Source organism: bacterium, assembly GCA_023145965.1.
Taxonomy (GTDB): Bacteria; UBP14; UBA6098; order UBA6098; family UBA6098; genus UBA6098.
Genome location: JAGLDC010000114.1, coordinates 1 through 12,014, shown reverse-complemented (window position 1 = coordinate 12,014; position 12,014 = coordinate 1). Strand labels below are relative to the sequence as shown.

Genomic DNA, 12,014 nt, shown 5'->3' with positions numbered 1-12,014 from the left:
GTGCTTGCATAATCTAATTATTCGAATATCATTCGCCGCACGATGATAGAACTTCATAATTATATGGGTGAGATAATAGCGCTTATAACAGCGGTAGTGTGGGCATTTGCTGTTATTTTATTTAAAAGAAGCGGCGAAAGTGTCCATCCAATAGCTCTCAACTTATTCAAAGGTTGCTTAGCCTTCGTTCTTCTGATACCTACGATATTAATCTTTTCCGAATTACCGTCATCTTCCACACCTATTGTGGCCTATATTGCCTTACTGGTAAGCGGAATTTTAGGTGTTGGCATTGCAGATACGCTTTTTTTTGTGGGTTTAAATAACCTTGGGGCCGGGCTTTCCGCGATAGCGGGTTGTGTATATAGCCCTGCTATTATTCTGCTTTCGTATATATTTTTGGGGGAAAGTCTTACGGTAGTGCAGTTTATTGGAGTTATTGCAATTTTATCGGCGATCTTCACTGCTAATTTCGAGCGAGCGAAGCTTCCTCCCGGTAATTGGAAAAGAGGAATTATATCTGCAATCTCAGCGAATATTGCTATTGTGCTCAGTGTAATTATTATTAAACCATATCTTGATATACTACCTCTTCTCTGGTTAACGGAAATTCGAATATTTGGTGGGATTTTAGCGCTTTTTTTATTCCTAATCTTTAGTCCTAGACGCCGATTAATTCTCGGTTCATTAAAATCTGCAGGAAGCTTTAAATTTACGCTGTCAGGAGCAATAATTGGAACTTATCTAGCAATGATTTTTTGGATAGCGGGGATGAAATTCACACAAGCATCGACAGCTGCTGCACTTAATCAAACAAGCAATATTTTTATATTTATTTTAGCGGGAGTATTTCTCAAAGAACGAATGACAGCACTTAGAATTTTAGGTATTGTTCTTGCCGTGGGCGGAGCAATTCTGGTTTCTCTAGGTAAATAGAAAATTAATAATTTTTTTATTAATTGCCGTTTTAATGTGTATCGCGAGTATTACAGGAGCCACTTGGTTTCAGATGCGGGACGAGCAGAACGAGGCGATATGTGTGTCGTTGACAACCGCGCTGGGCGGCGCGGCGGACTTCACATGGGCGCAGCTCGACTCTTGCGACAGCGCGAATAGCATGGCGTAGCAAAGCGGAGCATTACTATGAAGAAAACTAAAAACTACTGCTTGATATTTTTGGGATTGCCGAATATTATTGATTTAGAGCTAATTTTTTTTTGGGAATAATGATTAATTGGCAAATACTACTCGATTTCATTAGAAGGAACCTCATGAAAAACACAATTCTTTATTTGCTCCCTCTTGCCCTGCTCTGCGGAGTATCGATGGCCGATGGCCAGCAGACAGCCACCTACGACAGCCTGAACGTGGACTTTTCACGGGGATTATGAGTTTGGCGGGCTGGCAATGGCACCCGATACGACGCTCTGGACCTGCTACCCCAGCACTAACACCCTTATTGAAATCGACGCTTCCGATCCAGATGCTATAGACACGAATTTCTATGCAATAGATACGACAATTATTGGCGTAAAGGAAGTCTTAGATGATTCTATGTTAATCACTATGTCATTAGAGGTAATACGGCATCATTAATCATAAACAATATGTATCTTACGATGGACAACACAAGCCTTGGCGATTTATGTAGGATATATTAGGGTTGTTTACAATTTCGGGATGCTTACCTTGATGAAAAAAACAGGAGGTATCCAATGGTCATTCACAAACGGACTCGGCTAACGCCGATCCAACGACAAGAGATTTATGACGCTCATTTCAAAAAGAAAGGAAGAGTCTGCGACCTTGCACAAGATTATCATTTTTCGAGGCCCAGAGTTTACAAGATATTAGAGCGAGCGCGTCAGAGATTTTTCGATTCATAAGAGCACAAATGCTCGGTTTAGATGCCTTAAGTATGGTATCAGGCGACTTGAGAAAGTCGAGAGAGAAATCGAGTTCGCAAATCGGTGGAACGCTTAATCAAAATGCTAGAAAAAGAAATCAAGGGAACGGTCGAATCATCACGAATTCATGTTGACATGCAAAGAACATAAGATAGAACAAGGGTTTACGCGGGTAAGGACGCCTAGAACAAACGGTAAAGCCGAAAGAGTGTTTAGAACAATTATGGAGCAATGGCATGATAAAACTCGATTTAACTCATCGGCACACAGAATCAATGAACTCAAGCGTTATCTCAACTGTTATAACTCGGTAAAACCACATAAAGGTATCGGAGGGTTTACTCCAATGGAAAAACTAATCGAGTATTTTTATCCCGATAAATTGTATAACGCTGGTGATTCTAATACCTAATATACACGGGAATATATACCGTCGATTCATAGATGCTCGATGAAATCCTCGATAGATTTCGATTTACGGAAGAGGAGATTTGGGCGCGTGTCGATGCGCTTATCGGATCGGGTTCGTTGATTGCTCCCGATCTCGATACCCTCGGCTCGCTACAGGAACTGCTTGCCGACATGGTTATGACGAAATATCTGGAAATTCGGTCTTTATATATTAGTGAAGGTGTTCGAGGATTGCCGCAGCAATTGTAAATCGATGTTCATCCGAACCCGTTCAATTCCGTCGGGAAGATCACTATTTCGAGTGACATTTATTGTGTCGCCGATATGAAAATCTTCGACATTTCTGGCCACATAGTCACCGAACCGATATCGAACGTGAGAATTTCGAATGGCGAAACGGAGATACCTATCTCGCTCGACCTCCTAAGCGGATTATATCATGTTATGCTTCAGGGCGACAATTCCACAACGGCTACAACCTCATTTATTCTTTTGAAATAGCAGGGCAACACGGTTCGCGAACCGCCCCAACGAAACGCTCGCCGATGCCGATCATGGCTGGCTCGATATCGGGCAGATATAATCCTTGCGCTCCCGAAATCCGCATTTTATATTGTGTATGTAACGAAATTGAATAACGGAGTAAAGAATGAACACTCTCAATTACGGCGACAATTTAGAAATCCTGCGGAATCGGGAATATTTCCCCGATGAATGCGTCGATTTGATCTACCTCGACCCGCCCTTCAACTCCAAATGCGCGTCCGAAAGGAACGAATGAATGTCTGCTGATACTGTCACAAATATAATTGGTATCCAAAATTGCTTTCAAAGAGACTTCGATAAAGAATTCGGATTCATAAGCGAATTATGTTCTGAAATATGGGGAGTAGCGGGAAAAATTGGATTAGATAGAACTGCAATGAAGGTATTGGATGAAGCAAACCGCAAATTCGTTATCGCAGTAATACAAATTGTAACAACGGCCGATACTGCGCTGTCTGCATCCTTAGCGCTTCTAAGAGTGGGTTTGCCCGCAGAATCATTAGCAATGCAAAGGGTTGTCCATGAAGCTGGAATTATAATTCGCTACATGTCTCTCAATGAAGATAATAAATGGAGAGTCTTACTATCTTTCCCAACCAAATCTAATATCAATGCAAAAAGAATAGAGAGTTTATTCTCCGAATCCGAGAGAAAAGATTTATGGAAAGCCGTTCGTACAAGAGCTTTGAATTATATATTGCAGAAATTTCCAAAACGCGACCAATACAGAGAACAATGGGATTTATTAAACAAACAAGGTGCTCATCTTACACCCGAAAGGATGATTCAAGGAGGTGCTGACATTCTAGGAGATCAACTTGTATCAAGGGCAATCATGCCAAGAATGGATAATGCTTTCTTCCTTGCATTGAATTTACATCCTTGTAGCCACCTTTTTTGTATCGAAGCTATGTGCGAATTCTTTAAGTGCTACAAACCATCTGAAGCTATTATTTGGAAAGCGCAATGCTCGGGTCTTATGGAAAAAATAGTGAAAGATGTTTTACCTAAATTGAAAAAAAAGGCCAATAAATGAACACCCTCTACTACGGCGACAATCTTGAAATCCTGCGGAATCGGGAATATTTCCCCGATGAATGCGTCGATTTGATCTACCTCGACCCGCCCTTCAACTCCAAATGCGCGTATAACGTGATTTTCAAAGACGACGCCGGCGCCGACGCCTCCGCGCAAATCCGCGCGTTCGACGACACATGGACTTGGACGCGGGACACGAACAACGCGTATAAGGAGATGATTTTCGACCCGAACGCGCAGCACCGGACTTTCCGGCCGAGCGCACTGAAAGACCTGATGATAGCGTTCCGCGCGTTTATGGGCCAGACCGATTTGATGGCATACCTAACGATGATGGCCATTCGCCTCGTGGAACTCCGCAGGGTGTTGAAACCGACCGCTGAGACGACATACTATGTCGTCGCGCAGTCGCTCAAAGCCCGTATGAAGATTGTAAATGCACACCGGGTGAATTCATTGCACAGGTGATTAACCAGTAATAACATACTATTTAGGGTGCCCCTTTCGAATAGGAGGCACCCGTGGGATTTTGAAAAAATTTATATTCTAATAAAAGGACGGAAACCATGAGAACAAGAAGGTTGACTTATACGTTGTTGGCATTAGTTCTTATTTTAACAATTACCGCACCGCTGATGTCCGCCGATATAATTAAATACTCGGTAACATGTTCCGGCTGTTCTGGCACGCCCGCTGATAATGTCGGTCTTGTCGTCAAAGCGAGCGGCACTAATATTGTTGCGCCTTGCGCCGACGACGATCCAGATGCCATGGGCGTGATTGTCGGATATGAAGGCACGGATTATATCATCGCGACCTCCGGCGTCGCGTGGGTGCAGACAACCGGAACAGTTGGTATTGGCGATTGGCTTAAGCCGGCCGCAAATGGTGTAGCTTCGGTTGCCGGTGACACTTACACAGGCATGGTCATCGGTCAGGTGATAGAGGTAAGGATCGGCGAGGCTAAGGTCGCGCTTAATTTCTACAATCCCACCGGCGGTGGCACATCGGCGAATACGCTCGAGGAGGTCTATCAGGCGGGGGATAACAGCGTCGAGATGACCACTGTTTATGGCGACATTCGCTTCTACAACGACGAACTGCCCACGCCTGACGAGATATTGTACCTCGATGAGTCGAGCGGCAATGTCGGCATCGGAACGGAAAGCCCGGGGACGAAAGTAGAAATTTATGAAACAGGAACAAGCGCGGAAATTACTGATCTCCTGACATTGAACTATAACAATACCGATGCTATCGGTTCGGGTGCCGGAATCATATTTAAAGGATATGGAGAAGCTGTATCTAACTTGCCTGTTGCAGCAATAACGAGTGTCATAGAAAATGACGGAGGAGCCAGTATAGACGGCGCTCTTGCGTTCTATACGCATAACTCTTCCGATGGAGCTTGGAGTTATCCGGCTGAAAGAGTGAGAATAGATTCAGACGGCAACGTCGGAATCGGAGTCACTGGACCCACCGAAAAACTCGATGTCGACGGCCAGATTCGCTTGCGTGGCGGTTCTCCAGCCGTAGGAAGAATCCTTCAATCCGATGCGACCGGTGTCGGCACATGGGTAGCTCCGAGTAGCATCAGCGACGGCGACTGGACTGTCAGCGGCTCTAATATATACTCTGCAGTTTCCGGCAACGTCGGAATCGGGACGACAACACCGGCTGCAAAACTCGAAGTTTATGCTGCAGACGCACTGATACACGGACATACAGTAGGAAGAGGAGCTGGAGTTATTCCCTCTAATCTGGCTGTTGGTTCTACCGCCCTTTCTGCAAATACTACGGGTCGAAACAACACGGCAATCGGTAGGAGGGCACTTTCTGCAAATACTACGGGTCAAAACAACACGGCAATCGGTATGATGGCTCTTTTAACAAAAACAACGGGATCAGGCAACACTGCAGTAGGAATGGAATCACAGGGTTTTGGAACAACAGGAGATTTCAATACAGCAATTGGCCAAGAGGCACTCTGGCGTAATACTGGCTCACAAAATACTGCGGTTGGCCTCAAAGCACTTGGCACAGGCGCAGTTACCGGTTCAGACAACACCGCAAGCGGTTATCGTGCCGGTTACCATGTCAGCACTTCGTTAAGTGGAAGCAGCAATACATTCTTAGGAGCAAATGCCTCTTATTCTAGTGGAGTAATAACAAACGCAACTGCGATTGGCGCAAATGTGACTTTGGCTCAATCAAATACCGTAATCCTCGGCAATTCCGCAAACGTCGGAATCGGAACAACAATACCAAGTCATAAATTAGATGTTAATGGAACAGGCAGATTCGCAGACATTCTATATGCTGATTACCTTATAGTTATGACAGATAATGACTGGATTGGATTAAGCTCTGCTGGAGGCAGAATTGAGTTCGATAATCAGGCAACCGATGAAGTGAATATAATATCGGCAAAGGTCGGAATCAACACAGCAACCCCGGACTTTACACTCGATGTCGCAGGAACTGCTGGTTTCGACAATTATATAAACCATAACGGTGACAGCGATACTAAATTACATTTCTTAACAGATCAACTCCAAGCAATTATCGGAAATGAATGCCTGGTCAACCTCTACGAAGGAGTTCAGGATTACGTCAAACTGGGCGATGGCGGCAATGTTGACATTAATCTGAATGATGATGTTTTCGTGCGTGGTTCAGACGGCAACGTCGGAATCGGAGTCACTGGACCCACCGAAAAACTCGATGTCGACGGCCAGATTCGCTTGCGTGGCGGTTCTCCAGCCGCAGGAAAAATCCTTCAATCCGATGTGACCGGTGTCGGCACATGGGTAGCTCCGAGTAGCATCAGCGACGGCGACTGGACTGTCAGCGGCTCTAATATATACTCTGCAGTTTCCGGCAACGTCGGAATCGGGACGACAACACCTGATGTTATTCTCGATGTTGACCTGGATGGAGTAGGAATAACAAAAGCATCGGAAGTAGTTGCTGCATTCACGATAGATGGCTCTTGTTTTCTGAATGTTCTATCTGTTGATGACCAAGCCGGTATTCTCTTTGGAGATGCTGGCGATCCAGACATCGGTAAGTTGATATACGACAATAATGATGATGCTATGAAATTCACTACGAATACATCGGAGAAAATGAGGATAACCTCCGCAGGCAACGTCGGTATCGGAACGACAAGCCCGGATTACAAACTCGATGTGCGCGATGAATTTGGTGTTGCGTCATTTGGAAGCAGTCCTTCGGAGTTTTTGTTTATTAAAGCAGAATCGTCAAACGATGTTAGTTTAAACTTCAGTAGCTTAGGCAAATTACTTTTCAAATCCTGGTCGGCTTATTCGGGGGGGCTGGGCATTGGTTCATTTATGGCAATAACCGGCGACGGCAACGTCGGCATCGGAACGACAACGCCGGCTGCGATGCTTGATATTCGCAAGACCTACTCAGGTTCCGCTGAAACTATGCTTCGCATGGGAAGCACGGTGTTTAATAACAATGCACGTTTCACATATTATGCCACCGGAGCGGATAATACGTCCTATCTCGCTATAGCGGGCAAGGGCAACGCGACGAATCACCTCATAGTTCGGGGTGACGGCAACGTCGGAATCGGAACGGCTTTGCCAAACGCCGCTGCAATACTGGATGTCTCCTCCACAACGAAGGGTTTTCTGCCACCACGCATGACCTGCGTGCAGCGCGACGCAATTTCCTCGCCGCCCGAAGGACTGATGATTTATAACACGGTCACAAACACCATAGATTACTACGACGGCGCCGATTGGATGGCTCTACAGGCTTCCACCGCTGCAAGTTTACCTTCGGCACCCACTGCATATACGCCAGTGAATCCCGAGGATATAGGCGACGGGGATCCATGTTTCCTTGCCAGTTGGAGTGCGGTATCCGGTGCGACAAGTTATAGGTTAGATGTCGCTGAAGATTCTGGTTTTTCTTCTATGCTTGTAAGTGACATGATGGTAGGTGGCACTGAGAAACAAATAGAGGGTCTGGCATACGATTTCGACTGTCTCGATGTTGTTTATTATCGGGTAAGAGCGGTCAATAGCTGCGGAACCAGTGCTAATTCTAATACAGCAACCGTTGACGTTAGTTGTGATGGCGATTTAATATGCATGTAATTATCAAAGCTAAATGAATAATCGAACAACAAATATCAACATTCTATGTGTCCACGGTAGGCATAGGAAAATTTCACTCGGCAATGGCGATTTAGCCCGCGCACCAGAAACTAAAATGGTAAAAATCGGCAATGAAATACACGTAAAAGCCCATGAATCGGGCGTTATAGGCGATGAATTAATGATCCCCGTCGGCGAATCGGGTGTTCCAGCGGGTGAATCAGTCAATCCCGTTGCGGAATCGGGCGTGAACGGATATATCGCAAATTCCCCCTCGCCGACCACAGGCCGACGGGGCAAAAGGCACGCCAACGCCGCGCCGTGCGAAAAGCGGAATAATTCCTTACGGGTTATTTGAAAGATATTTTTAATATCGCTTGATATCAGACAGATATTGTTCCAAATTGTATTGTATATTGTATTGTATAATGTTATACGAATCTAAAATAACTATCGCAAAGAAATCCCTCGACCGCGAAAATAAAACGGGCGGTTCGCGAACCGCCCCTACGGATTTTTCGGCCACAGATTGTAGGGGACGTTCGAGAACGGCCCGCATTGCATTCGACGACCGCACGCCCAACCGCGCCAAACGCATAACAAAAACCTCCGAACAAAAACCGGAGCTGGGAATATGAAAAGCCCGAAAGGTTTCTTTTAAGGAAAAAAGTATGACAAACGAAATCGAAAAACCGAATAACGACAAACATATCTCGCCCTTTGAGCAAATAAAAAGGGTAACCGACGCCGGGAACGAGTTCTGGAACAGCCGCGATTTGGCGAAAATCCTCGAATATGGCGATTATCGAAATTTTGACTCCGTAGTCCGAAAAGCTCGAATAGCTTGTTTCAACAGCGGCAACCGAATCGAAGACCATTTCGTTGACGTCAACGATATGGTCCAAATCGGCAGTAGCGCTACGCGCGAGGTAAATTCTGTTTTGCTTTCGCGCTACGCCTGCTATTTGATTATCCAGAATGCCGACCCGCGAAAAGACATTGTAGCTGTAGGGCAAACATACTTCGCGATGCAAACCCGCAGACAGGAACTCGCCGACGAGCAAATTGAGAAAGAGCGCCGCTTAATCCTGCGGAATGAGATAAAAACGCACAATACGAAACTCGCCGAAGCCGCAAAAGGCGCGGGAGTGATCGAGCCGAAGGACTACGCGATATTCCAGAACCACGGTTATAAAGGGCTTTACGGCGGTTTGACCGCAGGAGGCATCCACATTCGCAAGGGATTGAAAAAATCGCAGAAAATTCTCGACCACATGGGAAGCACCGAGCTTGCCGCGAACCTTTTCCGCGCGACACAAACCGAGGAGAAACTCAAGCGCGACGGGATAGAGGGCAAAGATGCCGCAAACATAACACATTATACAGTCGGCAAAAAAGTCCGTGAAACGATAGAGGAACTTGGCGGCACGATGCCCGAGGATTTACCGACATCTGAGAGCATAAAAAAACTCGAACGGAAAAAGAAAAAGGAATTGCAAACCGGGGGTGAGAAATAGTATGCCGGACACCAGCGGAACATTAAAAAAGGCGAAACGAATAACAAAGGCCTCGGAAGAAAAAACGGGGCTGGGGATATGAGAGATTTTAATCCATTCGACAAAGATATTTCAGAAATTAATGTCTCAGACTTACAAAAGCTTATTGATAATGAAGTTACAGAAGGCTGGTTTGTGGAGTATAAGGAGAAATTTATTGAGAATAAAAAAATAGCACACTCAATAGCCGCTTTTGCCAATAGCGATGGGGGTTGGTTTATTATTGGGATAAAGACAGACTCGCAAAATAGAGCAGTTGATATTTCAGGATTTCCAAAAGAGGATAGAGATGAACCTGAACAGAGGATAACTGATATAATTAAAACTGGGATTACGCCTATACCAACTTTTAAAACAAAACTAATAAATACAGAAAGGAACTATTTCGTTTTAATTACCTATGTAGAAAGGGGGCTTGATTCTCCCTATATTACGCAAGATGGAAGAATATATAGGAGAGTGAACACAGGTAAAAACCCAATACCTGAAAGTGACAGATATTCAATACAAAAATTGTTTGAGCGAAGAGAATTATTAAAACAAGAAATATCTAGTTATACTAACGATATTGAAGATATTCAACCTGACAGTTCAAATGTATATTTAGAGAGTTTCTTAATGCCAAAACCATTTAATTCTTTTTCTATTAAAGGATTTTCCTCAAAGGGATTTTGCGACAAATTAATAGCCCTTAGAGATACTCTAACAAAAAAAACTAAAAAATCAAAACTTCCTTATTTAAGTATTTCTTCAACCTATTGTTCTTATACTTTCATGTTACGCGAAAACCCTTATGATATATTGAAACCTTATATTAAATTGGTCCTTTCACAAAATGGAAATATTAAATTCTCCACTGTGTTATCTGGATTTCTTTTCCCGAGTTCAAATTTACCAGTTGAATACGCGAATAGCGATACATTCACTAAATATAGCCGTTATTTGATATATCTCAAAGATCAAATATGGATATTAAATGCGTATAACTTTATGTATGCGTATTCTAACGCTATTTCTCTATGCAGAAATATTTTCGATTTAATTGACTACGGAGACAGGATTGATTGTATCTTCCGAGTAAAACAAAACACAAATATAACTCTTTTTTTTGATATTCCTGATTTTTTAGATTATATAGAAAAAATGGGGATACCAATTATAATAAGAAGCACAATAGATATTCCTTCTCTACATGATTATATTATAACCGTCCCTGACTTATCAATAGATTCTGAAATTAGTTTTGTTTATCATATCTTTAAATGTTTGGGTATTCCTTGGGATATGATTTTCGAAAATGTAAAAAGTTTCCCTGATTATTACATCGAACAAATTGAAAAATATGAAAAAGAACAAGAATGAGGTAATAAATTTTGAAAAATGCGCGCCTCCGCCTCGGCGTGGGTGGGGTTAAATAGACGCTCCGCGTCATTCGTTCTTTACACAGATTTAATTCATGTTATCCCGCGATGATGTTGCGTAGGGGCGCGGTCTCAGACCCGCCCGTCGCCGAATTACGATAATCGTGATATGAAAAACGGGAGGGTCTCAGACCCTCCCCTACGGAACGATTCGTTCTTTGCATAGTTTTAATTCATGTTATCCCGGAAACGGGTTTGGAATAATGTCCAATGTAGAATGTATAATTTATAATGAGGAGGCGCGTATCGGTCAATAATCGTGAAAAATGCCGTAGGGTCGAGGCCTGCCTCGACCGCAAATCACGGGCAACGCAGGCGTTGCCCCTACGGAACGAAAAACGGCAAAATCGCCGTAAGTGCTTATAGGTCGGGCATTTAGGTATAATATAACTGCGTTTATAGAGGAAATAAGCTCGTTGAAATCGGTTTTCATTGCGTTTTCGCAAGAACTAAGCGCGTCTGTTAAGAATTTCAGGCCGTTTTAATACAATTTAAGACTTAAATCGCTCTTAGACGAGGTTAAATCTGACACCGACGGCGAGCGGCTCGAAAGAGTGCAGCTTCTGTCCGCAAATGTCGATACGCACGCGGTCGAACTGGATATCGTCGGCGATAAACTGCTCCGATGCCAGACCGGCGGCGCGGACTGGAATACCGCCGTTGTGAATGCCGGAGTCGAGGACGGCGAGTCGCAGGAGGCTACGGACGCTTACGCCGCGAAACGAGTCCTTTTCGATAAGCATTCCGCGATACTCAGAATTTTACACGACATAACGAAAATGACCTTGGGCGCGGATTCGCAAAAGTTTAAGGATTTGGGTATCGTGCCGAGTTCCGAGATTTGGACGCCTGGGCAGCCGGAGCCGGGAGAACCGGAGGCGTCGGGGATTTTTCATTATCGCGCGACGCCCTACAACGCAGCGATGGAGCCGGGGATTGCCAGCGAGGATACTGTGGAAGTCACGTAGGTCGGCACCGGCCGACGGCTGGCGCGATATTTTC

Annotated in this window: 13 protein-coding genes and 1 pseudogene; 13 read left to right on the top strand and 1 reads right to left on the bottom strand. The window is 44.4% G+C overall.

The features are described from left to right. Positions 1–42 precede the first annotated feature (42 nt). The 12 genes and pseudogenes from KAH81_09935 to KAH81_09880 all read left to right on the top strand — a co-directional run bounded on the left by KAH81_09935 (position 43) and on the right by KAH81_09880 (position 10,953). Positions 43–936: a DMT family transporter gene (locus tag KAH81_09935; GenBank protein MCK5833971.1), complete on the top strand. Its 894-nt coding sequence runs from the start codon at positions 43–45 to the stop codon at positions 934–936. Between the two features lie 471 nt (positions 937–1,407). After that, positions 1,408–1,596 carry a hypothetical protein gene (locus KAH81_09930; GenBank protein ID MCK5833970.1) on the top strand — a complete coding sequence of 63 codons (189 nt, stop codon included), beginning with the start codon at positions 1,408–1,410 and terminating at the stop codon, positions 1,594–1,596. Positions 1,597–1,715: 119 nt separating this feature from the next. Next, positions 1,716–2,319 (top strand): annotated as a pseudogene (locus tag KAH81_09925) (integrase core domain-containing protein). Between the two features lie 32 nt (positions 2,320–2,351). Next, positions 2,352–2,567 (top strand): hypothetical protein, encoded by a 216-nt coding sequence (locus KAH81_09920; protein MCK5833969.1) that lies wholly within the window; start codon positions 2,352–2,354, stop codon positions 2,565–2,567. Further along, positions 2,568–2,819: a T9SS type A sorting domain-containing protein gene (locus KAH81_09915; protein MCK5833968.1), complete on the top strand. Its 252-nt coding sequence runs from the start codon at positions 2,568–2,570 to the stop codon at positions 2,817–2,819. 280 nt (positions 2,820–3,099) lie between these two features. Then, positions 3,100–3,900, top strand: coding sequence for a hypothetical protein (locus KAH81_09910; protein ID MCK5833967.1), 801 nt, complete (start codon positions 3,100–3,102; stop codon positions 3,898–3,900). After that, the gene (locus KAH81_09905; protein MCK5833966.1) at positions 3,897–4,370 is read left to right on the top strand and encodes a hypothetical protein; all 474 of its coding nucleotides are present in this window, start codon (positions 3,897–3,899) and stop codon (positions 4,368–4,370) included. The genes KAH81_09910 and KAH81_09905 overlap by 4 nt, the downstream gene beginning before the upstream one ends. A gap of 98 nt (positions 4,371–4,468) precedes the next feature. Next, positions 4,469–8,035: a hypothetical protein gene (locus tag KAH81_09900; GenBank protein ID MCK5833965.1), complete on the top strand. Its 3,567-nt coding sequence runs from the start codon at positions 4,469–4,471 to the stop codon at positions 8,033–8,035. 13 nt (positions 8,036–8,048) lie between these two features. Next, positions 8,049–8,393, top strand: coding sequence for a hypothetical protein (locus tag KAH81_09895; protein MCK5833964.1), 345 nt, complete (start codon positions 8,049–8,051; stop codon positions 8,391–8,393). A gap of 58 nt (positions 8,394–8,451) precedes the next feature. Then, positions 8,452–8,673 carry a hypothetical protein gene (locus tag KAH81_09890; GenBank protein MCK5833963.1) on the top strand — a complete coding sequence of 74 codons (222 nt, stop codon included), beginning with the start codon at positions 8,452–8,454 and terminating at the stop codon, positions 8,671–8,673. Positions 8,674–8,706: 33 nt separating this feature from the next. Beyond that, positions 8,707–9,552 carry a DNA damage-inducible protein D gene (gene dinD, locus KAH81_09885; GenBank protein MCK5833962.1) on the top strand — a complete coding sequence of 282 codons (846 nt, stop codon included), beginning with the start codon at positions 8,707–8,709 and terminating at the stop codon, positions 9,550–9,552. A 78-nt stretch (positions 9,553–9,630) separates the two neighbouring features. Then, positions 9,631–10,953, top strand: coding sequence for an ATP-binding protein (locus tag KAH81_09880; protein MCK5833961.1), 1,323 nt, complete (start codon positions 9,631–9,633; stop codon positions 10,951–10,953). Between the two features lie 309 nt (positions 10,954–11,262). Here the strand turns inward: KAH81_09880 and KAH81_09875 are convergent, their stop codons facing one another. Further along, positions 11,263–11,445, bottom strand: a complete 183-nt coding sequence (locus KAH81_09875; GenBank protein ID MCK5833960.1) for a hypothetical protein — start codon at positions 11,443–11,445, stop codon at positions 11,263–11,265. Between the two features lie 229 nt (positions 11,446–11,674). Between KAH81_09875 and KAH81_09870 the strand changes: the two genes are divergently transcribed. Then, a complete protein-coding gene (locus KAH81_09870) occupies positions 11,675–11,980 on the top strand; it encodes a hypothetical protein (protein ID MCK5833959.1) in 306 nt (101 codons plus the stop codon). The last annotated feature ends 34 nt before the right edge of the window (positions 11,981–12,014 follow it).

Excerpts from the sequence above, each read along its gene's own strand:
- KAH81_09935 (MCK5833971.1), top strand. The coding sequence starts at position 43 with ATGATAGAACTTCATAATTATATGGGTGAGATAATAGCGCTTATAACA.
- KAH81_09930 (MCK5833970.1), top strand. The coding sequence starts at position 1,408 with ATGGCACCCGATACGACGCTCTGGACCTGCTACCCCAGCACTAACACC.
- KAH81_09920 (MCK5833969.1), top strand. The coding sequence starts at position 2,352 with ATGCTCGATGAAATCCTCGATAGATTTCGATTTACGGAAGAGGAGATT.
- KAH81_09910 (MCK5833967.1), top strand. The coding sequence starts at position 3,100 with ATGTCTGCTGATACTGTCACAAATATAATTGGTATCCAAAATTGCTTT.
- KAH81_09905 (MCK5833966.1), top strand. The coding sequence starts at position 3,897 with ATGAACACCCTCTACTACGGCGACAATCTTGAAATCCTGCGGAATCGG.
- KAH81_09900 (MCK5833965.1), top strand. The coding sequence starts at position 4,469 with ATGAGAACAAGAAGGTTGACTTATACGTTGTTGGCATTAGTTCTTATT.
- KAH81_09895 (MCK5833964.1), top strand. The coding sequence starts at position 8,049 with ATGAATAATCGAACAACAAATATCAACATTCTATGTGTCCACGGTAGG.
- dinD (MCK5833962.1), top strand. The coding sequence starts at position 8,707 with ATGACAAACGAAATCGAAAAACCGAATAACGACAAACATATCTCGCCC.
- KAH81_09880 (MCK5833961.1), top strand. The coding sequence starts at position 9,631 with ATGAGAGATTTTAATCCATTCGACAAAGATATTTCAGAAATTAATGTC.
- KAH81_09875 (MCK5833960.1), bottom strand. The coding sequence starts at position 11,445 with ATGAAAACCGATTTCAACGAGCTTATTTCCTCTATAAACGCAGTTATA.